Below are 21,322 nucleotides of genomic sequence, written 5' to 3' on the forward strand. Positions count from 1 at the left end.
TAGCGCATGTCAAAGCTTTGGGACCAGATGCTGCTTGTCCCCACAGTTGTCCGCCTTGCTTCCCGGGCACCCAGAAATCCGGACACAGCGTGGGAAGGATACTGGCGTGGAATCCGCACCACTGGACGTTCCGGGGACGTGCTTTGGGACTCCGGTTCCACGGCCGAGCATGGTCAGTACTCCGACGCGATTGGGGCTCATTTTGATCCGGATCTTCCGGTGGTTGACGTCGGGTGTGGCAACGGCACACACACCCGCTGGCTTGCAGGCATGTTTCCCCGGGTCCTGGGAATCGACGTATCCAAGGGGGCGATCGAGAGGGCCAGCAGGGAAGCAGAAGGCGTCCAAAACGCCGATTTCATGGTTCTGGATGCGGCGGGGGCAGGGGCCGGAGAGCTCTTGCTGGAGCGGCTGGGGCCCGCCAACGTCTTTGTCCGCGGGGTCTTCCACGTCCTGAAACCCGGCAAGCAGGCTGCCATGGCCGCCAACCTGCGGACCGTCATCGGGAACAGGGGCAGGTTGTTGCTGGCTGAAACCAACTTCCGTGGAAACAGCCTCGGTTACCTGACCGAACTCGGCGCCACCCGGCAAAGCATGCCCGTGCAGCTGCGGCGCGCCTTGGAAAACCTTCCACGGCCCGGGCATTTCGGTTCCGCGGAACGCCAGCGCGTCTTTTCGCACTCGGACTGGCGATTGATTGCGGACGGCCCGGTCAACATCGAAGTGGTCCCGATGAACGCCAGCGGTCTTCCGCAGTGGGTTCCGGGATATTACGCACTCCTGTCGGGCGCGGAAGATTCGGGTACCGATCACAAACCGGTGTAGCTGCAACGTGTGCGCAACGCGGGGAACGCCGAAGTGATGAGGATGGGGCCCGGCACTATCGTCTGGCTATGAGGGCTTGGGGCGGGCGCGTACGTGCATCCGCTCGCCCTGCTGCCCGAACAGGCTGATGAATTCGACGGGTTTTCCGTCGGCGCTGGCGAACCAGTGCGGTGTGCGGGTGTCGAATTCCGCGGCTTCGCCAGCGCGGAGTTCGAAGTCTTTGTCGCCCAGCACCAGGCGCAGCCGTCCGTTGAGGATGTAAAGCCATTCGTAGCCTTCGTGAACGCGCGGATCGGGTTCGGCTCCGCGGGCATCACCGGCGAGCACCATCTTGAAGGCTTGCAGACCGCCGGGGCGGCGGGTGAGGGGAACGGCCGTCATGCCGCCATGGGTGATGGGCCTCAGATGAATTCTCGGGTCCCCGGTGGGCGGGGCGCCGACCAGATCGTCAAGGGGAACACCGTACAACCGTGCCAGGGGCAGCAGGATGTCGAGGTTCGGCCTGCGTTGGCCGGATTCCAGCCGGGACAGGGTGCTGACCGATACTCCGGAGGCGGTGGATACCTCTCCGAGGGTGAGATCCCTTTCCGTACGGAGTGCCCGAAGCCGGGGACCGACAGCTCCAAGAACACCATCAAGCTCATTTGCCATCTCTGCAGTTTGCCATATCAGCAAAGTTGTTTGCCAGTTTCCTCTCGTGGGGTGAAAGCTGGTTTGTAACCGCTGCAGGACGCTGGCGGCGGACTTTCAGGACAAACGAAGGGCACCCACTATGGACACCGCGCGGTATGACGTTGTGATCATCGGGGGCGGCGCTGCGGGCCTCAGCGCGGCAACGACGCTGAGCCGCGCGCTGCGCTCGGTGCTGGTCATCGATTCCGGAGCACCCCGTAACGCGCCCGCAGCGGGCGTGCACGGTTATCTGTCACGGGACGGTATGAGCCCGTCGGAGCTGCTGTCCATCGGACGCAATGAAGTAGTCTCCTACGGGGGAACCGTCATTGACGGCGAAGCCGTTTCGGCACGGCGCACCACGGATGTATTCGAAGTGATGCTCGGAGATGGCCGCCGGTTCTCCGGCAGGCGCCTCCTCGTCACCACCGGATTGACCGACGGACTGCCTCCCATCGACGGACTGCGTGAGCAATGGGGAAAGGGCGTTGTGCACTGTCCTTACTGCCATGGCTGGGAAATCCGCGGGAAACGGATTGGAGTGCTCGGCACCGGTCCGATGTCCGTCCATCAGGCACTGTTGTTCAGGCAGTGGTCCCCGGACATCACCCTTTTCCTCAATGACACGGTGGAACCCACTGACGAGGAATGGGACAAGCTCGGCGCCCGGTCCGTGAGGGTCGTCGACGGCGCCGTGGCCTCTGTTGACGCTGTCGACGGAGTCCTCGCGGGCCTCACGCTCCGCCAGGGCTCCTCCTTCGACATGCAGGCCCTCGCGGTCGGCACTCGGATGGAGGCCAGGTCCGCGGTCCTGCAATCACTCGGGCTGAGTACTCAGGCGCACCCCATGGGGATGGGGCGGTTTATCGAGTCGGATGCCACGGGTGCGACGGCCGTCCAGGGTGTGTACGCAGCGGGCAATGTCTCCAATATGATGGCCCAGGTGATCACCGCGGCGGCCGAGGGCGTCATGACCGGTGCACGGATCAACGCCGATTTGATAGAAGAGGAAACCCGGTGGGCTGTCGACGGGCGGCTCGGTCCCTTCTCCGCGGCCTCGGAAGCCGACGTTTCCACGATCGTGTTGGGTCATCGGCCCCATGGCCTTGACGACGGGCAGGAAACCGCCGGCATGCGTCACGGGGCCGCCCTCAAAGAATGAGGGGAATCGCGGCGCACCCCCCTCGCCGTCACGGCTGCTGCCGTCGTCGGGCCTGCGGTGTGAGTTCGTGGGTTCCGTAGCTGTTGTCGTCGGGGTTGACGGTGACTCCTGGTGCGACGAGCTGGTCGATGCGGTCCAGTACGTCTGTGCTCAGGGTGATGTCCGCGGCGGGCAGGTAGGACTCGAGCTGTTCCATGGTGCGTGGTCCGACGATGGCGGCGGTGACGCCGGGGTGGTTGATCACGAACGCGATGGCCAGCTCGATGAGGGTCAGGCCGGTTTGTTCGGCGAGCTGGGCCAAGTCTTCGACGATGTCGAGTTTTCGTTGGTTGGCCGGGCTGCTCATGTCGAAGCGGGCGCTAGGGCGCGCGGAGGAGGTGGGTGCGGACGCGGAGTCTTTGCGCCAGCGCCCGGAGAGCCAGCCTCCGCTGAGCGGGCTGTAGGTGAGGGTGCCCATGCCGTGTCGCTGGACCGTGGGGAGGATGTCTTCTTCGATGCCGCGGACCAGGATCGAATACGGCGGCTGTTCGGTGACGAACCGCTCCAGGTTCCGTTCCCGGGATGCCCATTGGGCTTCGACGATCTGGGATCCGGAGTAGGAGGAGGAGCCGATGTAGCGGACTTTGCCTTGGCGGACGAGGTCGGTGAGGGCGCCGAGGGTCTCTTCGACGTCGGTGTCGGGGCTGGGCCGGTGCACCTGGTAGAGGTCGATGTAGTCGGTGTCCAGGCGGCGAAGGGAGTTCTCGACCGCCCGGATGATCCAGCGGCGGGATCCGCCGCGCTGGTTGGGATCGTCTTCGTTCATGGGCATGAAGAACTTCGTAGCAAGGAACACGTCCTCGCGGCGGCCTTCCAGTGCTTGCCCGAGGATTTCCTCGGATGCCCCGCCGGAGTAGACGTCGGCGGTGTCGATGACGTTGATGCCGGCGTCGAGGGCCCGGTGGATGATCCGGACGGAGTCGGCGATGTCGTTATTGCCCCACGGGCCGAACATCATCGCACCAAGGCATAAGGGGCTGAGCTGCACACCCGTGCGGCCAAGGGAACGGTACTCCATGCTGGTTCCTTCTCTCTGTCTAAAGCTTCTGGCTGTCTCAGGCTTCGGGGATGACCATGGCGAAACGCTCCTCGCGGGCTTCGTCCGGGTCCGGACCGCTGCGGTTGCCGGTGTCGAGCGCGTCGATGGCGGCGAGTTCGGCCGCACTGAGTTCGAAACCAAAGACGTCGAAGTTCTCGGCGATGCGTGCCGGGTTGGTCGATTTCGGGATGGCGGAGCGGCCTTGCTGCAGGTGCCAGCGGAGCATGACCTGGGCCGGACTCTTGCCGTGAGTCCGTGCGATGGCTGCAATCGCGGGGTCTTCCATGACGTTCCGCCGCTCCTGGCCACCCCATCCTGGGTAGAAGGTGATCCCTCCGATCGGCGACCAGGCCTGGGTGAGGATGCCGTGTTCGGCGTCGGCGCCTTGGACTGCCGGCTGGGTAAAGTAGGGGTGAAGTTCGACCTGGTTCACCGCTGGGACGACGTCGGTCGAGCCGAGCAGTTGCTCCAGGTGGTGCGGCATGAAGTTGCTGACGCCGATCGCCCGCACCCGCCCGTCGGCGAGCAGGGCCTCCAGTGCCTTGTACGCTGCGATGGTTTTTTCGAACCGGTCCGGGGCGGGCTGGTGAAGGATGAGCAGGTCCAGATAGTCGACGCCGAGTTTGCCGGTCGCTTTGTCCCAGGCGTGGAGCGCCTCGTCGTAGCCATAGTCGCTGACCCAGACTTTGGTCTCGATGAACACTTCTGCCCGATCGAGGCGTGAGCGGCGGATGCCTTCGCCGACTTCCCGCTCGTTGCCGTATGCGGCGGCAGTGTCGATGTGCCGGTAGCCGGCGGCCAGTGCGGCCTCAACGGCCGCCGTCGTTTGCTCCGGGGCGCTTTGGAAGACACCCAGGCCAAGCGCTGGCATTGTGACGCCGTTATTGAGAGTAAGTTCCATGTCCATGCCTTTCACGGTATGCAGTTGTGCGGGGTTGTGGAAGGGCACGTCAGTACCCCCTTGATGTGGGTGTCCGGCAGGGTGGGAAGCCGTTGCAGGTTCAGGTTTCATGCTTTCCATGCAACCGTGATTCCGTGCGGGGCGGGAGTCATGGCCGTTCCGGGTAACGTCAGTGCCTCCCTCGTGCCGTCGACCGGGCGTAGCGTGGTTGCCATGACACACAGCGAGGACGTGCGGAAGTTCCTGACCTCCCGCCGGGCCAGGATCACCCCGGATGAGGCGGGTCTGCCGGTCTACGGCGGCAACCGGCGGGTTTCCGGGCTGCGCCGGGAGGAAGTCGCGATGCTCGCCGGGATGAGCATCGATTACTACATCCGTCTGGAGCGGGGAAACCTCTCCGGCGCCTCGGACAGTGTCCTTGAAGCCCTCGGACGCGCGTTGAAGCTCGACGACGCCGAAACGGCCCACCTTTTTGATCTGGCCCGCGCCGCCACTGCCTCTCCCCGGGTGCGGCGCAGGCACAGCCCGCAGACAGTGCGGCCGAGTGTGCAGCGGGTCATCGATGCGATCACGGCCGCTCCGGCGTGGGTCCGCAACGACCGCGGGGATGTCCTCGCCGCGAATGACCTGGGCCGTGCCCTGTATCTGGACATGATGGCGGAGGTGGCCGTCCCGCCGAACAGTGCGCGCTTCACGTTCCTGAACCCGAAAGCGCGGGAGTTCTTCGCCGACTGGGAACGCGCAGCGGACGATATCGTCGCTGTGCTGCGCTCCACGGCCGGAAAGAACCCGTACGACAAGGACCTCACGGACCTCATCGGGGAACTCTCCACCCGCAGTGAGGAGTTCCGGACCCGGTGGGCCCGTCACGACGTGAAGTACCATCGCGCCGGCCGCAAACACCTTCACCACCCGATCGTCGGGGACCTGGACCTGAGTTTTGAGGCCCTGGAATTACCCACGGACCCGGGATTGCGCATCAACGTCTACACAGCAGACCCCGGGACCCCCTCCGAGGACGCCCTGAAACTCCTCGCCAGCTGGGCCGCCACCCAACGCGACACCACACAGATAGCGGTCAAGGAGAAGAATTGAACGCAGTTGCGGGAATTACGAGGCTAAGCGCTCACGTGTCTTGTGATCAGGGAGGGTCGATTCGGCGCCACGTTCGGGCAGGTTGATCTCGGCCCACACCACATCGAGGGAGAGCCCCAGGACCTCGGCGATCGCGGCGATGGTGGGGAAGGCAGGGGTCGCTACGCGGCCCGTCTCAATCTTTCGGAGGGTTTCCGGTGAGACCTGCGCATCGAGGGCGATGTCGAGAATCGAGCGCTGGCCCCTGGCGCGACGCAACAGGGCACCGAGGCGCCGTCCGCGCTCCACCTCGTCTAATGTGAGCGGCAATCTGACCATGGTTCCGATTATACCGGGATAATATGGCCGGTATAGTTATTGGATGATTGAGATTCTGAATGCCGCTGAACTGGCACGTGCAAAAGAGACAGGCGCGCTGGTCGCTGACATCCTGCAGACGCTGAAGAGCCGCGCCACGGTCGGCACGAACCTGCTGGACATCGACCGGTGGGCCAAGGCCATGATCGTCGAGGCGGGTGCACTGTCCTGTTACGTCGACTACGCGCCTTCCTTCGGTCGTGGACCGTTCGGCCACTACATCTGCACGGGAGTCAACGACGCCGTGCTCCACGGACTTCCACGCAACTACTCGCTTGCCGACGGCGACCTGTTGACTCTCGACCTCGCCGTTTCCAAGGGTGGGGTCGCCGCGGACTCTGCCATCAGTTTCATCGTGGGGGACTCCCGGCCCCCGGCGAGCGTCGCGATGATCGGCGCCACCGAGCGCGCGTTGAGCGCAGGGATAGCTGCTGCCGTGCCGGGGGCCCGCATCGGCGACATCGCCCATGCCATCGGCTCCGTCCTGAGCGAGGCGGGGTACCCGATCAACACCGAGTTCGGCGGTCACGGCATCGGATCGACGATGCATCAGGACCCGCACATTCCGAACACCGGACGGCCCGGACGCGGATATGAACTGCGTCCAGGGCTGCTGCTGGCACTCGAGCCGTGGGTCATGGCGGACACCGCCGAACTCATCACGGACGCGGACGGGTGGACGCTCCGAAGTGCGACAGGCTGCCGGACAGCACACAGTGAGCACACGATCGCGATCACCGAGGGCGGGGCTGAAATCCTTACGATGGCGACGCAGGCGCACTCGTGAAGTGAGGCGAGCCCGCGACCCGTTGACGAGGCTTCTTGCACGGACCTAGCATGGCGTTGCTGGCGCATGAAGCTCTCGGTCATGAGCGGAGGAGGAGCTGAAATGGCGGCTCCGGTGATCATCGATTTCGGTGCGGTCGCCGTTGCGGCGATTCCGCCAATCGGGACAATGGAACGGCCCTGTTTCCGTAAATGGACGCGCGCCAATGAACGCTGAGCAAGCTTCGGGACCGTTGCGTCCGACATTCATGATGCGTACGTTGGTGCGCGGCCTCGCCTGGGACGTGGGGGCGCCGCTGGCTGTCTACTACGCCCTGCACCTAGCCGGTGCCACGGACTGGGCTGCGCTGCTGGCGGCGACGGCGGCAGCTGGCTGCCGGCTGTTCTGGACAGCCTCCAAACGGCACTCCCTGAACCCGTTTGCGATGCTGATGGTCATCGTCTTCGGACTCGGGCTGGTTCTGTCCTTCCTCACCGGTGACCCGCGGTTTCTGCTGCTCAAGGATTCGGCAATCACCGGTGGCATGGGCATTTCGTTCCTGGTTCTGGCCGCGCTGGGTCATCCCCTGACTTTGGACGCAGCCAAGACGTGGAGACCGGAGCGCGCCGCGGAAATGGACCGCGATTTCCACAGTAATCCGGCGGCGCACCGCTGGCACCTGAAGGTCTCCGCCGTTTGGGGTGCGGGACTGATTGCCGAAGCCTGCGTACGGGCCGTCCTACTCTATTTGCTGCCCATTGATGTCATGGTGGGGCTTTCCGCCGCCCTGGCAGTGATCGCTTTCGCCGCCCTCATCGCATGGACAGTCTGGGACCGGAAAAGACGGCAAGCAGCGTGGTCGTCGTGACAGCGTTGTTGTCAGCTCGTCGGAAGCCTGGTGCTCGCGGCGCGTTGCGTGGTTGCGCACCGGATCGACCACAATAGCCCCATGACAAATACCAGCGGGCGCTTGCCTCGGCTTGAGGATGTGGCGGAGCGGGCGGGAGTTTCGCACCAGACGGTGTCCCGGGTGATCAATGACCACCCCAACGTGAGCAAGGGGACCCGTGAGCGGGTGGAGGCGGCCATTGCCGAACTGGGATACCGGCGCAACACTGCTGCACGGAGCCTGGTGACCCGGCGTTCCCGGACCATCGGCGTCCTGGCGAGCGAGCTGGCTCAATACGGCCCTGCGAACACCTTGCTGGGCGTCGAGCAGGCGGCGAGGGATGCCGGCTATTTCGTCAGTATCGCCGCCTTGAGGACGGTCAACCGCGAGGTGATCCTTGATGCGGTCCGGCATTTCCTGGACCAGTCAGTGGACGGGATCGTGGTGATCGTGCCGCATTCGGAGTCCCTGCCGGCGGTGGCGGAAATGAACCCAGGGGTTCCCGTAGTGGCCGCGGGATCGCTGGGCGACGCCTCCGTCGGCGGAGCCATGGTGGACCAGAAGCGCGGCGCGGAACTGGCCGTGAGGCACCTGGTGGATCAGGGACATCGCAGGATCGGGCATGTGGCGGGCCCGCAGGACTGGATCGACGGGGCGGCCCGGACCGAAGGGTGGAGTGCGGTCTTGCGGGCCGCGGGCCTTGAGGATGACTTGCTGGTGGTGGGGGACTGGAGCGCCGGTAGCGGCTATGAGATCGGCAGGAAGCTCGCCGGTGAAAGGACCGCGACGGCACTCTTTGTGGGCAATGACCAGATGGCTTTGGGCGTGCTGCGTGCGTTCAACGAGGCCGGTGTCCGCGTGCCCGGCGATGTTTCGGTGGTGGGTTTCGATGACCAGCCGGAATCAGGGTTTTTCACACCGCCGTTGACCACCGTGCACCAGGACTTCGAAGAACTCGGCCGCCGCTGCATGGACCTCATACTGCGCGGGATCGAGGGCGGGGAAAGCACCGGCGCCACCGTGGTGGAGCCGGAGTTGGTGGTGCGCCAAAGCACGTCGGCGCCCGCTTGACCGCCCCGCGGTAGCCACGCACTTGGGAACGTTTCCGGTCAAGGCCCGGGACGCGGGAGTCCTGTCCGATCTGCGTACGTTCGTGAGGGCAAGCATCCGGATTGAAAGCCAGGACAGTGTCAGCCCTCGTGGTTGCGGGCGGTTGCTTGCCGGGCCAGTTCCACCGCGGTCGCGCTCATCTCCTCGGAGAGCTTCAGAACGTCGTACATGCCTCCCACGGTCCGGTCTCCGCTGTTGGCAGTGATCCGGGTCCCGCCGACGATCTCTTCAATCCGAAAATGGAGGCCCGTCGCCGATTTCATATAACGGGCTGCGTCCTTGTGGGACCAGGTTCCTCCGTTCCATTCCCTTTCTATCTCGACCCACACGTCCTGGCGCGCCGTCGTCACGCTCAGCCCGGGCTGACGGAAGACCCGGGCCAGGGACTCCAAAGCGAACTCGAGGGTCAACGCGGTGGTCCATTGCTCCTTGTGTTTGAAGCGCTCGGCAATGGTCCTGAACTGCAGCAGAGTCCACAAGCCAACCATGTTCGGCCACAACGCAGCTGTGATGAGAGCCTTGGCGCCGTTCGTGAATCCCCAGGCGACTGCGGCTGTTCCGGCCACGGCAATAGCGGCCAGCGCAATACGCCGGGCCCGCCCTGGAGCCATCACCATTTGAGCTGCCTTGCGCCAGCCGCTGGCGAGATAGATGCCTGCGCCCAGTGTGAACAGCGCCTGGATTCCGTATAAGGCGTCCAGAGGAATATCAGCCCAATGCTCGCGGCCGGACGCGAAAACCATGACCAGCGAGAGGATCGCCAAGGCCATGATGACCAGTCCGCCGCAGATCCGGATCCGCTTATCGCGCGCCGAGGGCTGCATGCCTACATGTCAGCACGTGGCACTGGACTTGTCCACGTGCTTTGGACGCGATTCCTGGCAAGACAAAGTCGATCCAGATCCTAGATCCGGGAATTAGCCTGGCTCTGAACAGGATGCCGCTTCCGCCGCGCCTGGCTAGGGGCTACTGTTTGTTCAATTCAGCCAAAGAGGCGTGTGGGGGCAACGATGATGGCGTCAAAGGTCCGGAGAGGTGTAAATCGGCGGGACCGTTGCATGGAAGGCCGTCCAGTGCGAACCGCGGCTACGGCCACATCGGTCCTGCTGATAGCCGGTCTGAGCGCGTGTTCCTACTCGCCACAATCCGAGACAACCCCGGCAGCGCTGACTGGGGCCTCTTCGACAGTGGCTGACCTCCGGCAAGTCATGGGGCTCAAGCCCGCTGGAACGGTGCTGGAGGGATCGGGAGGACTTACCGGCCCACCATCGGCATTCGCAGTCGGGTATAACGCCGTGGACAGCGGGGATTACTCTGTGACCGCGGCCTGCGTGGGCGCACCCCAGGCTTTGCTGACTGTTTCCCAGCAAGGCTCCAGCAGCAGTTCCAAGGTGAGTGTTTCGTTTTCATGCGGGAGCCCACACGTGGAGCAGATCCACTTTGTGGTTGGGCCTGTGTCGGCCCGGGTCGCTCTCCCCTCGGGAACCGTCGGGTCTTCGGCCGCCCGCGCCGAGATCCGGATCACGAAGCACTCACCCTGAAAGGTTCCAAGGGGTGCGGGTACGCGCGCTCGCCGTCGCTGTTCTCAAATAACCGATGATTATTGCGTGGGTCTCGCCGATGCCGACACATCGTTGAGCTGAGCGGGAGCGCAGGCGCCAATCGGGTGAATGTGCCCCGGAAAGCCTTCCTTCGGGTGCGAAACGGCGGCACCATGGAGGAGAGCGGAACCCGTCCAACGACGGAACGGAGAGACCGGGCGTGGATGAGCAGAAATCCCATGGACGTCGAAGATTCCCGGGGTGGGAAGTCGGGCCGGCGGCGGTCGGACTGGGGCTGGCAGCCCACCTGGTCTCAGGTGGAGTATCTCCCGGAGCCCCGGTGCTGATCGCATTGACGGCTCTGCTGAGCATGTGCGCCTCGCTGGTGTCCCGGATATATCTGCCGAACTGGTTGTTGCTCATACTCTGCGGCGTGACCCAGCAGGTTCTGCATCTGGCTTTCGACCGGCTCTCCGGAAACTTCTCGGTTCCGGCACCTGCCCAGCATCAGCATGGGGTGACGGGATTTCAGCCTGGGCAGTTGACCGCGGTGCCTTTCGTTTCGTCCGGGCACTCACCGGATCTGATGCTGGACACGCACGTTGCCGCTGCCTTGCTGACAGCCTTGATAGTCGCCCGGGCGGACATGTCGGTTACGCGGGCGTTGGCCTTGTTGCATCGCACGCCTTCCGGAGGTCCAAGCAAAGCCCATGCAGGGGATCCTTGAGCCAATCTCCACCAGTCACGAAGAGCGTCCTCGCCGCGAGTTGACGCGAGCCCCAAAGGGGCGCCGGCTCCGGTGGCGTGTCGCCCCCGGCTGGACCGTTGTGGCTGCCACCCCATGTGCATCCAGCTGGACTGGGTACCATGAGCCCTACATCCACACCGGACGCTCCCGGACCATCATCATCCGGTACAAGCGCCCGGCATCAGCCGGAGAACTCAACAGGACGGAATACAGCCATGCTCCTGAAAGACAAGACAGTCATAGTGACGGGCGGCAACAGCGGAATCGGTGAAGCGATCGTGCTCGCCGCGGCGGCCGAGGGCGCCAACATTGTCATCGACTACGTAGCGCACCCTGAAGAGACCTCATCCCTGATCGCCCGCGTCGAGGAGGCTGGCGGGAAAGCTGTCGGACTCGAAGCCGACATCAGCTCGCTCGCGGGTTTGCAGGCACTCGTGCAAAAGGCAGTCGAAGCCTTCGGTAGCTTGGATGTACTCGTTAACAATGCCGGGATCGAAACCCGGACCTCAGTGTTGGAAACCTCGGAGGAGCAGTACCAGAAAGTGCTCGACATCAACCTCAAGAGCGCGTTCTTCGGCACCCAACTGGCGGCGAAGCAGTTCATCCTCCAAGGCCGTGGCGGGGTGATCTTGAATGTTTCCTCCGTCCACGAGGATTGGCCGATGCCCGGCAACACCGCCTATTGCGTCTCGAAAGGCGGGATGAGGATGCTCACGCGCACGGCCGGTGTTGAACTTGGCGAGCACGGTATCCGTGTCCTCAACCTGTGCCCCGGCGCGGTGGAAACTCCCATCAATGCCTCCACCATGGCTGATGCCGGGAAGCTGAAGTCCCTGAATGGTGCCATACCGCTCGGACGCATGGCAAAGCCGGAGGAAATCGCCCGCATGGCCGTTGTCCTTGCCTCCGACACGTCCGCCTATGTGACCTCGACTTCCGTCTTCGTCGATGGCGGCATCATGCAGGGGAGCGTCGGCCTGTGAACGCGCACTCCACCGACGCAGGTGACGCGTACGACGTCGTCGTCATTGGTAGCGGACCCGCCGGCGGCACCCTTGCCGGCAGACTGGCCAGGACCGGCAAGCGGATCCTGCTCCTGGAACGGGGCGATTACCTCAAGCGCGAGCGGGCCAACTGGGACTCCCGCGAGGTGTTCGCCAAGGGCCGCTACACAGCAGCCGAAACCTTCTACGACCGGACCGGCAAACCGTTCCATCCAGGGTTGCACTATTACGTAGGCGGCAATTCGAAGGTCTACGGGGCTGCGCTTTTCAGGCTTACCCCGGAAGACTTCGGACAAATCCGCCACCACGGCGGGATCTCGCCGGCATGGCCCATCAGCTATGCAGATCTTGAACCCTACTATGTCCAGGCCGAACACCAGTTCATGGTCCACGGCCTGCACGGTGAGGATCCCTTCGCCGGGCCATCGAGCCGCGACTATGCGCACCCGCCGGTGAAGCACGAACCACGGATCCAGGAACTCTCCGACGGGCTCGAAAAACTCGGACTCCACCCTTTCCACCTGCCCCTGGGCATCAATCTGGATCAAAACCAGGACGGCACTGCCGCGGTTGGCTCCGTGTGCATCCGCTGCGACCGGGTTGACGGCTTCCCTTGCCTCCTGGGCGCCAAGTCCGATGCCGAAACCGCGGCCGTGAGCCCCGCATTGGCCGCGCACCCAAACCTGACCCTGATCACCCGGGCCACCGTCCAGCGCCTCACAACCGATGAGACCGGCCGCACCATCACGGGGGTCCACGCAACCATGGAGGACGGAAGCGCCCGAACCTTCGTCGGAGACATCGTGGTCCTCTCAGCCGGATCGATCCTTTCAACGGTGCTGCTGCTTCAGTCAGCCAACGAGCGGCACCCCCGCGGGCTGGCGAACAGTTCCGACGTCGTTGGAAGGCATTACATGCGGCATAACAACGTCGGTTTGATGGCCGTGTCAAAAGACCCCAATCCCACCGTGTTCCAGAAAACATTGGCCCTGAACGACTTCTACGGTCCCAGCGCGGAATGGGAATATCCGATGGGGAATGTCCAGATGCTGGGCAAATCGGACGACTGGCAGATCAAAGCGGAAGCGCCCAAGCCGTTCGGGCTTGGACCGTCCGCCGCTTTCGGGGCGGTCGCGTCGCACGCGCTCGACTTCTGGTTGGCGGGGGAAGACCTTCCCTTGCCCGAGAGCCGGGTGACGCTGCGCGCGGACGGGTCCGTGCAGCTGGCACTTCAGCCCGACAACAACACCGAGGGCGTCAAACGACTTCGGAAAGCGTTCGACGGCGTCCTGAACAGACTCGATGCACGTTCGACTTCTTTCGCACGCAGCATCTACCCCCACAAGGACATGGACATCGCAGCCACCGCCCATCAGGCCGGAACGGTCCGCTTCGGATCCGACCCCGCGGCTGCAGCCCTGGATCTGGACTGCAAAGCCTACGACCTTGACAACCTCTACGTCGTCGATGGCAGTTTCATGCCCTCCATCGGCGCGGTGAATCCGACTTTGACCATCATCGCCAACGCTTTGCGCGTCGCCGACCGCATCGCCGAGCGCATCCTCTAAGGTGCCGGGGTCCAGTTGGTGCCGCCGTCGGCGGTGGTGTACCGGGTGGTGAGTGTGGTGCAGCCGGTCTTCCCGGCAGTGCAGGTGGTCTTGGTCGCGTCGACGAGGCCCTTGGCGGCGTCTCGGAATTGGATTCCGAGCGAGTTAGCCCCTAAGGGGATCCCCGACGTCGCGATCGGCTGGAACTGGGCGTCGGCGGTGACCTTGAGTAGCTGTACGGCGCTGGTCACGATGGCGGCGTCGCTGCCGTAGGTGCTGGCGAGGCCGTTGAGCGGCCCGGGGGCGATGTTCGGGAGCTCCGCCGAGGCGCCCTTTTTGAACGTGGCGCCGTCATGCGTCACGTAGACGGTCGCAGTGCTTCCGGTTCCATTCGGTGCTAGTGCGACAGCTGCCACCCCGGTGCCCAGTTGCAGGAGCGAGATCGAGGGAGCGCCCTGGTACCCCGGTGGCGGCATCGATCCTTGGATGCTCGGGCTGATGTCCGTGAAGGATTGGCCGTTGTCGGTGCTCGACCAGAGGTGGGTGTCCATCGCTCCGCCGCTCACGAGCAGGGTTGATCCAGCCCAGGCGGCATGCGATGCCGGGCCTGGCAGGGAGACCCGCTGGAGAGCGCCGCCCGACGTCGAGACGTAGGCGCCCGTGTAGGTCGACACCGTCGCCCCTCCTTCGTGTGGCGGGCCGACTATCCAGTGCTTGCCGTCACCGGAGAGCGATACGTCGACGTATGGCACCGGGGTCGGCAGGACAACCTGGTTGGTCGTCCATGTGGCGCCCGAATCGGAGCTGTTGGCCACTACCATGGTGGTGCCCTGCACCCCTGCCTCAACGATGACGGATCCCGCCTGGGCGATCGAGCGGCCCGTGCTTGGCGCCACCGGAAACACGACATCCGGCCACAGTGACGCCGCGCCAACCGGGTTTGTCGATCCGATCAGCATGATCGGTTCGCCCGGGACACCGGTAGGGCTCGACGGGGGCAGCGAGTCAGTGCCCGAAGGAGACTGGGAGGTGTTCGGGCTGCTGGCCCCTGGAGCGGATAGGGGCGGACCGCCGACGCCTGCCCACGGTTGGATGATCAGGAACGCCGCGGCGATGGCCGCAGCCGCCTCGGCAGCCAAGGCTGTGAAGCGCCACTTCGCGTGGGGCCGCCCGTGTGCTGTTTTCTCCTCGCCTGCGTGTATGCCTTCTTTGATTCGCGCCCATGCACGGCGCTCGGCGTCCTCGGGCATGCGCCGCTTGGCGGGCACTTCATCGAAGATGTTCATCGTCTATTCCCCTCGGGCTTCTGCGGGTCGGTTGATCTCCTGAAGGCGGGCCCGGGCGCGGGACAGCCGTGAGCGCACGGTGCCTATCGGCACATGCAGGGCATCCGCGGCCGCTTTGTAGTCGAGCTCGGCGAACACACACGCGGCCAGGACTTCTTGCTCGCCTCGGGGGAGGCGTCTTATGGCAGCCAGAACGGCGGCCATCCGCCGCTCGGAATCGATGTGCTCGGCGACGTCCTCAGCGGGATCTGTGACCTCGTCGCGCGGAGCCGCTTGCCGCTCGATAGCGAAACGTCGCGCAGCGGACCGCGTCCTGCTGTGCACCAGATTCGATGCGGTTCCGATCAGCCATGGCAGAGCTGACTCCCGATCCAGAGCCAGCTGTCGTCGGCCCCGCCAGACCTCCAGGAACACGGAGGACGTGAGATCCTCCGCGGCGTCCCACGAGGCCGTTCGGCGGAAGCAGTAGTTGTAGACCGCGTCGCGATGTCGAACGAACAGGTCGCGGAAGGCGTCTGTATCGCCTGCAACGCTGCGGTCCCACAACACCTGGCCTGAGATGGACGAACTCATGGTCTCCATACCCATTCATGTCTCCGCGAGCACAAAAGTTCCCGCTGTGCCTTGCCAGTGCCCGAGTTCCACCCACGCCGCCCGGAAACTCGCAGCTGTCCAGGAGACCGAACCGAAATGGTGCACCGAACAGTACCGGCCAAAGCCGCCCACCCGAGGCACACCCGCCCAGGAGGCAGCAAAGGGCCGCGCCTTTGCCGGCCGCGCCGCCCAGAACCAGCGCGCTAAAGCGACCAGCCACGCCAAGACACCCAACCCGGACCACAGCCACGGGCCGGAACATTGAAAACGCTCGTGGTCGACGTCGCCCGCGATCTCAGTATCTCCGTGCCCGCCAACTACCGCTTGCTCCCAGCCTCGAGCGGTAAACAACTGTGAAGCCGGGCTTTGAGGACTCAAAGCCCGGATTCTTGCCGCCTATTCCGGAAATGAATTGCCCGGCCTGAGAAGTGGTCCCAGAACGTCGCGGGATCAAGACGGATGTTTCGCCCTTCGATAGGGTGATGGCTTGAGGGCCGGTGGATCAGCAGGTCGCTGGAAGTCGTTATGGCTGCTAGCACTGCTAGGTGACCTGATTTGCCGGGAGATTCGAAGGAGGGGCCGACGGAAACGATGAGTGCCCCCGGCCCTCGGGCGGTTTCGATGAATTCTTCCGTGGTCGAGAACTGTAACCGGTCGGCTTCGAGTCCGTTCTTTTGCCCATGGCGGGCCAGTCCGGCGTGGTGCCAGCCGGTTTGTTCGGTGTAGGCGCCGTCATGGAGAAGTTCCTCGGTGATCGTTGCCGGAAGAACATGCATGCCGGGGAGGAGCTGTGCGTAGACCATGCGCAGGCATGCGACGCCGCAGGATCTGGTGTCCCAGAACCGTGCCGCGTTCCGGGACGGGTAGCCCAGGGCTTCCCAGTCGTGGCTGACCATGGAGCTGTAGAAGGGAACTCTTTCACCGGTCTCAGCCGCTGGCATTTCACGAGGCTTTCATGAGGGAAACGGCCGCGGAAATGGCCAGCGCAGCGTCGCGGGTTTCTTCGGGGGTTGTTGTTCTTCCGAATCCTATTCGTAGGCTGGACCGGGCCTCGGCTGCGGACAGCCCGATGGCCATGAGCACGTGGGAGGGTTGCTGGTCGTTGCTGTTGCATGCAGAACCGGCCGAGATCGCTACGTGCGGAACCGCGGACATGAGTTCCCCGGCGTCCAGGCCGGGGATCCTGATGTTCAGGCAGTTCGGCAGGCAAAGCTCCTGCGGGGAGTTGGTCATGATGTCGGGGTGGTGGGATAGCAGAAGATCCAGGAACATGCTCTTGAGCTGTTTGACCCGTGACCGTTCGTCCGTCAATGCTGCCCGGGATAGCTCGAGGGCTTTCGCGAAGCCGACTATCGCCGGGAGGTTCTGGGTTCCGGGGCGTTTGCCGCCCTCTTGTCCTCCGCCGTGAAGCAGGGAGGGGACACCCTTGTTGGAGGTCTGGAACTTGTCACTGATGTACAGGGCACCGATTCCTTTGGGCCCGTAAAGCTTGTGGCTGGAGAAACTGACCAGGTCGGCGGGGTACTGGGTGATGTCCTCAATCAGGTAGCCGATGGCCTGGGTGGCGTCGGAATGAAGAGGGGCCCCGGCCTCTCCTGTGACCGAAGCGATGTCGGTGATGGGCTGGACCGAGCCGATTTCGTTGTTGGCCGCCATGACCGAGACAAGCCGTGTCGTCGGTTTGATGGCCCTCTTTACCTCGGTGGGGTTCACGAATCCTTTGTTGTCTACCGGGAGCACGGTGAGGTCCCCGCCTCCCCGTTGGAAGGCCCGGCAGGCGTCCAGCATGGATTTGTGTTCTATCGCCGTGGTGATGATGTGGTGTTCCTGGCTGGCTTTGACCATGGATATGGCCCAGTTGTTGGCCTCGGTGGCGCCTGAAGTGAAGAACAGCTCACGGGGACGGCAGCCAAGAAGCCGGACCATCTTCCGTCGCGCGCCTTCGATGGCCTCCTGGCTCCTCATCCCTGCCATGTGCGGGCTGGACGGGTTGGCCCAGAACCGGCGTCCGGCGCTGTCGACTAGATCAGCAACCTCGTCGTCTAGCGGGGTCGTTGCCTGATAATCCAGGTAGATCATGCTGCTCTCCGCCCAAGGTCCTCGGAACTGTAGGGGATCGAGACGAAATCGTGTGTCTTTGCATCGAAGAACACCTGCACAACGGCTTCCTGCCCCTGGGATTTCCGGGCGAGGTACATCTCTGTTCCCTTGATGACTTTGTCCTTGTCCGCTACCCGGTTGAAATCAAAGACGACCCGGGAGGATCGCTGCCGTGATGCGCTTAGTCGTTTGAACGACAAATCGAGGTACTCGCTGACAATGAGCGGGCAACGTGGAATGCCCGCCCCTGCCTCGTTGACGGCCCCGGCAATGACTTTCGGGTAGAGGTCGGAGTCGAAGAGGATTTCGGTCCCTTCCAGCCGCAGCGATTCGTCCGAGTCCATGTCTTTCAGCCATCGCTTGAGGAACCGGGCGGAACGATTCCGCAACGTACGTTCCTTCACAACCTCGAAGCTCACCCCGAAAGGGGCACAGAGTTCCAGAAGCGCCGACGTATCGACTTCGGCGGTGGCTGCGGTCCGCAGCTCTCACACATCCTGGGAACAGTCCATGCCCAGGTCGTTGACGATGATGGTGTACGCCGGTCTCCGCGTCAGAGAATAGGTGCTTTGGAGTTCGTCCCCGAGACGTAGGCCCGACTTCATCGATTCCACGGCGAATTCATCGATTCCCGTTGAGACGTCGAAGTAGCCGCACGCAATCAGTACCTGGGTGTCACGCTTTAACGGAAAGGACAAGTCCAATTCAGACAGCAATTGGTTCGTTTTCAACTTCTACTCCTCGTTCTTCAGATGTCAGTTGGTTGCTTGTTTGAGCGCGTGTATCCGTCCAGACGCTGAGTGCGGCACACCCGGTCAGAACGATCAGCCCCATGATCTGCCGACCGTCCAGGAACTGGTTCAGGCCAAGTACGCCAACGGCCGAAGCCAGCGCGGGATCCAAAGCCGAGGCCATCGCGAAGGGAAGCGCGCGCAGACGCTTCATCGCGAAAAGTTCCAGAGAGAATGGAATAACCATGGTCAGCAGTGCCACGACAAGCGCCTGGCCCGCCAACGGGCCTGCTGTCTGCAAATCGGGAGCCGGGGCCAGGAGCTGTCCGGCGAGAACAACCAGGAACGCGACCCACAAAGCCTTGGATAGCACTGCCAGTGGATGGGTCGTGGCCGGCATGGCCGTCCCTACCCTGATGTAGACGCTCAACAGAATCCCGGTAGCCACGGCCCACAGGATCCCTGCAGGATCCGGCTGACCGGCGTAGTCCACAATGAGGAAAAGTCCCGCTACGGCGCCCAAAACCGCAGGCCGGACCGCCCAAGAGCGCGAACGCAGACAGCCGATTGCCAAAGGGACAACGAATTCAACCGAAACCGCCAGAGACAGCGGGATGTGCGAAATTGCTTGATAGAAGCAAAGCTGCATCAAACCCAAGACGACTCCGTAAGCAACGATGCGGTGCACGGACACGGCAGCAGAATGTCGTGCAAACCAGAGGGCAGGTAGGAGCACCAAAGCTCCGATTCCCACCCTCAGACACGTCGCGGTTCCCGCGCCGACGGCTTCAATGAGCCCAACGGCCACGCCGTTACCGAGTTGCAGTGCGGTGAGGCTCGCGGCAACCGCAGCCACACCTGCCGAAGCAGTCCCTGGCTTCCTCATGTGATCCGTGCACACGACAAAACCACGCCAGCCGTCCCCCATGCCGCCATACGCTTATATTCCCCAATATGTCGTAACACTCCGCAATTCAACGGCACGCTACAGCACCAGCGGATGCTCTTCCAAGTCAAAAAACCGGTGCGGACAGCTTCCTCCCCTTCCTGCCGAGGTCGGGATGACGGATATTTCGCTTTTACAAGTCTGTGTTACTTGTCCTCCAGGGACACCTCCAAGGGAGAACGGGGCCCTTAGCGTACTCTGACGTCCGTTTTCTCAAGCGACCCCAACGTGGTTGCTCGTCCAGGTGGCTCCCGAATCGGAGCTGTGGGCCACCACCAAGGTGCTGCCCTGCAATCCCGCCTCCACGATGACCGATCCGGCCTGGGCTATTGGGCGTCCCGCGCTCGGCGCCACTGGAAACGTGACATCCGGCCACAGTGCTGCTGCGCCAACCGGGATTGTCGATCCGATCAGCCTGATCGGATCGCCCGGGACACCGGAAGGGCTCGACGGCGGCGGCGAACCTGGACTCGAAGGAGACTGGGACGAGGTCGTCGGGATGCTCGGCCCGGGAGGCGATGGCAGCGGACCGTCGACGCCGGCCCGCGGCTGGGTGACCAGGAATGCCGCCACGATCGTGGCGGCCACAGCCGCCGCAGCCACGGCTGCCAAACGCCGATTCGCCGTGAGCCGTCCGGCTGCGGTTTCCCCATCGCTTGTGCGCATACCAGTCCGCCCTCCCCGGCTCAGCCGCTCAGGGAGCCCTGGGCGGCTTTTTCGGCGGCGGCCCTGCCGCCCCGGCCCCGCAGGACATGCGCTATGGCGACTGCGAGGAGGGCCCCACCGATCGGACCGGTGGCGTAGATCCAGTATCGGCTGAAGTCACCTGTGATTAGGTCGGGGCCGAACGACCTGATCGGGTTCATCGACGCTCCGCTGACCGGGCCACCCCAAAGCCCGGCCATGACGATGTAAGCCGCGATTCCGAATGCCGACAAGGCGCCGACGTTCTGCGCCCCGGAGGCGACGGCGAGCACGGTGCTGACGAGTCCCGCAGTCAGCAGGACTTCCAGGGTGAAAGCTTGGAAATCGGTGAATTCCGGGCCCGGAACGGTCATCCCGTCCTTGCCGTAGTGGCCGAACACGGCCAGGAGCGTGGCGGACGCGAGCGCCGCCCCGGCAGCCTGGACGAGGATATAGCCGGGAACTCTTGGCCAGGGGAAGTCCCGGCGCAGGGCGAACGCCAGAGTCACCACGGGGTTCAGGTGGGCCCCGGAAATGGGTCCTACGAAGAGGACGACGGCGATGATGGTCAGCGCCGGGGTCATCACCATGGCCGTGTGCCCGAGGCCTCCGTGTGTGGCGGTGTTCACGATGTCGGCGCCGGCTGCGGCCAGCACCAGAAGGTAGGTCCCGAGGAACTCACCGATGAGGCGCCGTGATCCGTTGCCGGGTTGGTTGAAGGTCCGGATCATGCGGTGGTCTTGGACCGAGAGGCCGGGGTGCCTTCGCCGTCCGGACCGGCCTGCCGCGTCGCGTATTGGCATCTCTCAGGCCTAGAACCCGGCGATACGCGCGGAAACGACCGTGTCTTCGCTCAGATGATAGGAAGCGCAGATCCGGTGGTAGCCGTCCGCGATCCGGGCGGTCGTCCCGGCTTTCCTGCTGCCGCGGATGACCAGGCAGGGTGAGAGTGCCGTACCGGCCCTGACCCGGCCGAGTTCCTTGGCAACGTCCGGGTCATCGGCTGGCAGCAGTGGCAACCCCGCCGCACGCAGAAGGTCCTTGGCTTTGAATGACACGGTGTCCGCCTGCTCCAGGGCCTTGACCGCCCGACTGACGGCTTTGGGCCCGGCGATGAGGGAGAGGTAGGAGGCGGCGGCCGGATAGTCGTGTTGTTGCGGTTTGTCCAGCCACTTCGCCAGCGGCTTGGAGTGGTCTGTGGCGTTGGAAGGTTGGCCGTGTTTGGTCATGATGCTCCTTTTGATCCGTTGGTGGCGGGCATCCTGCGTTGCCGGTGGTCCGGATTA

General features: G+C 63.9%; 25 protein-coding genes. 10 read left to right on the top strand and 15 right to left on the bottom strand.

The features are described from left to right. The first annotated feature begins 6 nt into the window (after nucleotides 1-6). Nucleotides 7-825, top strand: a complete 819-nt coding sequence (locus OIT41_RS09455; RefSeq protein ID WP_264637860.1) for a class I SAM-dependent methyltransferase — start codon at nucleotides 7-9, stop codon at nucleotides 823-825. Nucleotides 826-891: 66 nt separating this feature from the next. Here the strand turns inward: OIT41_RS09455 and OIT41_RS09460 are convergent, their stop codons facing one another. Continuing rightward, nucleotides 892-1,476, bottom strand: coding sequence for a helix-turn-helix domain-containing protein (locus tag OIT41_RS09460; protein WP_264637861.1), 585 nt, complete (start codon nucleotides 1,474-1,476; stop codon nucleotides 892-894). Nucleotides 1,477-1,597: 121 nt separating this feature from the next. On the opposite strand from OIT41_RS09460, the gene OIT41_RS09465 reads away from it, so the two are divergent. Then, nucleotides 1,598-2,659 (top strand): NAD(P)/FAD-dependent oxidoreductase, encoded by a 1,062-nt coding sequence (locus OIT41_RS09465; protein WP_264637862.1) that lies wholly within the window; start codon nucleotides 1,598-1,600, stop codon nucleotides 2,657-2,659. A 28-nt stretch (nucleotides 2,660-2,687) separates the two neighbouring features. On the opposite strand, the gene OIT41_RS09470 is transcribed toward OIT41_RS09465, so the two are convergent. Together OIT41_RS09470 and OIT41_RS09475 are read right to left on the bottom strand one after the other, a co-directional pair. After that, complete coding sequence (locus OIT41_RS09470; protein ID WP_264637863.1) at nucleotides 2,688-3,716, bottom strand: aldo/keto reductase; 1,029 nt, start codon at nucleotides 3,714-3,716, stop codon at nucleotides 2,688-2,690. A gap of 37 nt (nucleotides 3,717-3,753) precedes the next feature. Then, complete coding sequence (locus OIT41_RS09475) at nucleotides 3,754-4,638, bottom strand: aldo/keto reductase (protein ID WP_241708436.1); 885 nt, start codon at nucleotides 4,636-4,638, stop codon at nucleotides 3,754-3,756. A 213-nt stretch (nucleotides 4,639-4,851) separates the two neighbouring features. On the opposite strand from OIT41_RS09475, the gene OIT41_RS09480 reads away from it, so the two are divergent. Continuing rightward, complete coding sequence (locus OIT41_RS09480) at nucleotides 4,852-5,733, top strand: helix-turn-helix transcriptional regulator (protein ID WP_241708437.1); 882 nt, start codon at nucleotides 4,852-4,854, stop codon at nucleotides 5,731-5,733. A 15-nt stretch (nucleotides 5,734-5,748) separates the two neighbouring features. Here the strand turns inward: OIT41_RS09480 and OIT41_RS09485 are convergent, their stop codons facing one another. After that, a complete protein-coding gene (locus OIT41_RS09485; protein WP_241708438.1) occupies nucleotides 5,749-6,051 on the bottom strand; it encodes a helix-turn-helix domain-containing protein in 303 nt (100 codons plus the stop codon). Nucleotides 6,052-6,094: 43 nt separating this feature from the next. Here OIT41_RS09485 and map point away from each other — a divergent pair, with 43 nt between their 5' ends. From map to OIT41_RS09505, 4 genes are all read left to right on the top strand, one after another. Further along, a complete protein-coding gene (map, locus tag OIT41_RS09490) occupies nucleotides 6,095-6,877 on the top strand; it encodes a type I methionyl aminopeptidase (RefSeq protein WP_241708439.1) in 783 nt (260 codons plus the stop codon). Nucleotides 6,878-6,943: 66 nt separating this feature from the next. After that, a complete protein-coding gene (locus OIT41_RS09495) occupies nucleotides 6,944-7,093 on the top strand; it encodes a hypothetical protein (RefSeq protein ID WP_241708440.1) in 150 nt (49 codons plus the stop codon). After that, a complete protein-coding gene (locus OIT41_RS09500; protein WP_241708441.1) occupies nucleotides 7,083-7,724 on the top strand; it encodes a VC0807 family protein in 642 nt (213 codons plus the stop codon). The genes OIT41_RS09495 and OIT41_RS09500 overlap by 11 nt, the downstream gene beginning before the upstream one ends. Before the next feature lie 81 nt (nucleotides 7,725-7,805). Beyond that, complete coding sequence (locus tag OIT41_RS09505) at nucleotides 7,806-8,816, top strand: LacI family DNA-binding transcriptional regulator (protein ID WP_241708442.1); 1,011 nt, start codon at nucleotides 7,806-7,808, stop codon at nucleotides 8,814-8,816. Between the two features lie 119 nt (nucleotides 8,817-8,935). Here the strand turns inward: OIT41_RS09505 and OIT41_RS09510 are convergent, their stop codons facing one another. Further along, the gene (locus tag OIT41_RS09510; RefSeq protein ID WP_264637864.1) at nucleotides 8,936-9,679 is read right to left on the bottom strand and encodes a hypothetical protein; all 744 of its coding nucleotides are present in this window, start codon (nucleotides 9,677-9,679) and stop codon (nucleotides 8,936-8,938) included. A gap of 937 nt (nucleotides 9,680-10,616) precedes the next feature. On the opposite strand from OIT41_RS09510, the gene OIT41_RS09515 reads away from it, so the two are divergent. The 3 genes from OIT41_RS09515 to OIT41_RS09525 all read left to right on the top strand — a co-directional run bounded on the left by OIT41_RS09515 (nucleotide 10,617) and on the right by OIT41_RS09525 (nucleotide 13,716). Then, entirely contained in the window at nucleotides 10,617-11,123 is a 507-nt protein-coding gene (locus OIT41_RS09515) for a hypothetical protein (protein WP_241708444.1), read from the top strand. Nucleotides 11,124-11,359: 236 nt separating this feature from the next. Next, entirely contained in the window at nucleotides 11,360-12,127 is a 768-nt protein-coding gene (locus OIT41_RS09520) for a glucose 1-dehydrogenase (RefSeq protein ID WP_241708445.1), read from the top strand. Continuing rightward, entirely contained in the window at nucleotides 12,124-13,716 is a 1,593-nt protein-coding gene (locus OIT41_RS09525) for a GMC family oxidoreductase (RefSeq protein ID WP_241708446.1), read from the top strand. The genes OIT41_RS09520 and OIT41_RS09525 overlap by 4 nt, the downstream gene beginning before the upstream one ends. On the opposite strand, the gene OIT41_RS09530 is transcribed toward OIT41_RS09525, so the two are convergent. The 10 genes from OIT41_RS09530 to OIT41_RS09575 all read right to left on the bottom strand — a co-directional run bounded on the left by OIT41_RS09530 (nucleotide 13,713) and on the right by OIT41_RS09575 (nucleotide 21,265). Further along, the gene (locus OIT41_RS09530) at nucleotides 13,713-14,981 is read right to left on the bottom strand and encodes a hypothetical protein (RefSeq protein WP_241708447.1); all 1,269 of its coding nucleotides are present in this window, start codon (nucleotides 14,979-14,981) and stop codon (nucleotides 13,713-13,715) included. The two genes, OIT41_RS09525 and OIT41_RS09530, sit on opposite strands and share 4 nt — an antisense overlap. A 3-nt stretch (nucleotides 14,982-14,984) precedes the next feature. Next, nucleotides 14,985-15,554, bottom strand: coding sequence for an RNA polymerase sigma factor (locus OIT41_RS09535; protein ID WP_241708448.1), 570 nt, complete (start codon nucleotides 15,552-15,554; stop codon nucleotides 14,985-14,987). Between the two features lie 395 nt (nucleotides 15,555-15,949). Further along, complete coding sequence (locus OIT41_RS09540; RefSeq protein ID WP_241708450.1) at nucleotides 15,950-16,516, bottom strand: cysteine peptidase family C39 domain-containing protein; 567 nt, start codon at nucleotides 16,514-16,516, stop codon at nucleotides 15,950-15,952. A 1-nt stretch (nucleotide 16,517) separates the two neighbouring features. Beyond that, nucleotides 16,518-17,654 (bottom strand): cysteine desulfurase family protein, encoded by a 1,137-nt coding sequence (locus OIT41_RS09545; protein WP_241708451.1) that lies wholly within the window; start codon nucleotides 17,652-17,654, stop codon nucleotides 16,518-16,520. Continuing rightward, a complete protein-coding gene (locus OIT41_RS09550; protein ID WP_241708452.1) occupies nucleotides 17,651-18,064 on the bottom strand; it encodes a hypothetical protein in 414 nt (137 codons plus the stop codon). The genes OIT41_RS09545 and OIT41_RS09550 overlap by 4 nt, the downstream gene beginning before the upstream one ends. A 99-nt stretch (nucleotides 18,065-18,163) precedes the next feature. Continuing rightward, nucleotides 18,164-18,406 carry a hypothetical protein gene (locus OIT41_RS09555; protein ID WP_241708453.1) on the bottom strand — a complete coding sequence of 81 codons (243 nt, stop codon included), beginning with the start codon at nucleotides 18,404-18,406 and terminating at the stop codon, nucleotides 18,164-18,166. Next, on the bottom strand, nucleotides 18,381-19,292 hold the full coding sequence (locus OIT41_RS09560) for an EamA family transporter (RefSeq protein WP_264637865.1): 912 nt from the start codon (nucleotides 19,290-19,292) through the stop codon (nucleotides 18,381-18,383). The genes OIT41_RS09555 and OIT41_RS09560 overlap by 26 nt, the downstream gene beginning before the upstream one ends. A 273-nt stretch (nucleotides 19,293-19,565) precedes the next feature. Then, nucleotides 19,566-20,018, bottom strand: coding sequence for a hypothetical protein (locus OIT41_RS09565; protein WP_241708454.1), 453 nt, complete (start codon nucleotides 20,016-20,018; stop codon nucleotides 19,566-19,568). Between the two features lie 20 nt (nucleotides 20,019-20,038). Then, complete coding sequence (locus OIT41_RS09570) at nucleotides 20,039-20,839, bottom strand: MIP/aquaporin family protein (RefSeq protein ID WP_241708455.1); 801 nt, start codon at nucleotides 20,837-20,839, stop codon at nucleotides 20,039-20,041. 9 nt (nucleotides 20,840-20,848) lie between these two features. Further along, nucleotides 20,849-21,265, bottom strand: coding sequence for a hypothetical protein (locus OIT41_RS09575; protein ID WP_241708456.1), 417 nt, complete (start codon nucleotides 21,263-21,265; stop codon nucleotides 20,849-20,851). Nucleotides 21,266-21,322: the final 57 nt, after the last annotated feature.

Origin of the sequence: Arthrobacter sp. YA7-1, assembly GCF_025960325.1 — a bacterium.
In the GTDB taxonomy this organism is placed as follows: Bacteria; Actinomycetota; Actinomycetes; order Actinomycetales; family Micrococcaceae; genus Arthrobacter; species Arthrobacter bambusae_A.

What these genes read in the sequence shown, in the direction of transcription:
- OIT41_RS09485 (WP_241708438.1), bottom strand. Translation starts at nt 6,051, where the DNA reads ATGGTCAGATTGCCGCTCACATTAGACGAGGTGGAGCGCGGACGGCGC.
- OIT41_RS09455 (WP_264637860.1), top strand. Translation starts at nt 7, where the DNA reads ATGTCAAAGCTTTGGGACCAGATGCTGCTTGTCCCCACAGTTGTCCGC.
- OIT41_RS09500 (WP_241708441.1), top strand. Translation starts at nt 7,083, where the DNA reads ATGAACGCTGAGCAAGCTTCGGGACCGTTGCGTCCGACATTCATGATG.
- OIT41_RS09545 (WP_241708451.1), bottom strand. Translation starts at nt 17,654, where the DNA reads ATGATCTACCTGGATTATCAGGCAACGACCCCGCTAGACGACGAGGTT.
- map (WP_241708439.1), top strand. Translation starts at nt 6,095, where the DNA reads ATGATTGAGATTCTGAATGCCGCTGAACTGGCACGTGCAAAAGAGACA.
- OIT41_RS09475 (WP_241708436.1), bottom strand. Translation starts at nt 4,638, where the DNA reads ATGGAACTTACTCTCAATAACGGCGTCACAATGCCAGCGCTTGGCCTG.
- OIT41_RS09570 (WP_241708455.1), bottom strand. Translation starts at nt 20,839, where the DNA reads ATGCCAATACGCGACGCGGCAGGCCGGTCCGGACGGCGAAGGCACCCC.
- OIT41_RS09530 (WP_241708447.1), bottom strand. Translation starts at nt 14,981, where the DNA reads ATGAACATCTTCGATGAAGTGCCCGCCAAGCGGCGCATGCCCGAGGAC.
- OIT41_RS09565 (WP_241708454.1), bottom strand. Translation starts at nt 20,018, where the DNA reads ATGCGCACAAGCGATGGGGAAACCGCAGCCGGACGGCTCACGGCGAAT.
- OIT41_RS09460 (WP_264637861.1), bottom strand. Translation starts at nt 1,476, where the DNA reads ATGGCAAATGAGCTTGATGGTGTTCTTGGAGCTGTCGGTCCCCGGCTT.
- OIT41_RS09540 (WP_241708450.1), bottom strand. Translation starts at nt 16,516, where the DNA reads ATGCCAGCGGCTGAGACCGGTGAAAGAGTTCCCTTCTACAGCTCCATG.
- OIT41_RS09520 (WP_241708445.1), top strand. Translation starts at nt 11,360, where the DNA reads ATGCTCCTGAAAGACAAGACAGTCATAGTGACGGGCGGCAACAGCGGA.
- OIT41_RS09505 (WP_241708442.1), top strand. Translation starts at nt 7,806, where the DNA reads ATGACAAATACCAGCGGGCGCTTGCCTCGGCTTGAGGATGTGGCGGAG.
- OIT41_RS09510 (WP_264637864.1), bottom strand. Translation starts at nt 9,679, where the DNA reads ATGCAGCCCTCGGCGCGCGATAAGCGGATCCGGATCTGCGGCGGACTG.
- OIT41_RS09495 (WP_241708440.1), top strand. Translation starts at nt 6,944, where the DNA reads ATGAAGCTCTCGGTCATGAGCGGAGGAGGAGCTGAAATGGCGGCTCCG.
- OIT41_RS09575 (WP_241708456.1), bottom strand. Translation starts at nt 21,265, where the DNA reads ATGACCAAACACGGCCAACCTTCCAACGCCACAGACCACTCCAAGCCG.
- OIT41_RS09470 (WP_264637863.1), bottom strand. Translation starts at nt 3,716, where the DNA reads ATGGAGTACCGTTCCCTTGGCCGCACGGGTGTGCAGCTCAGCCCCTTA.
- OIT41_RS09535 (WP_241708448.1), bottom strand. Translation starts at nt 15,554, where the DNA reads ATGAGTTCGTCCATCTCAGGCCAGGTGTTGTGGGACCGCAGCGTTGCA.
- OIT41_RS09560 (WP_264637865.1), bottom strand. Translation starts at nt 19,292, where the DNA reads ATGAGGAAGCCAGGGACTGCTTCGGCAGGTGTGGCTGCGGTTGCCGCG.
- OIT41_RS09480 (WP_241708437.1), top strand. Translation starts at nt 4,852, where the DNA reads ATGACACACAGCGAGGACGTGCGGAAGTTCCTGACCTCCCGCCGGGCC.
- OIT41_RS09465 (WP_264637862.1), top strand. Translation starts at nt 1,598, where the DNA reads ATGGACACCGCGCGGTATGACGTTGTGATCATCGGGGGCGGCGCTGCG.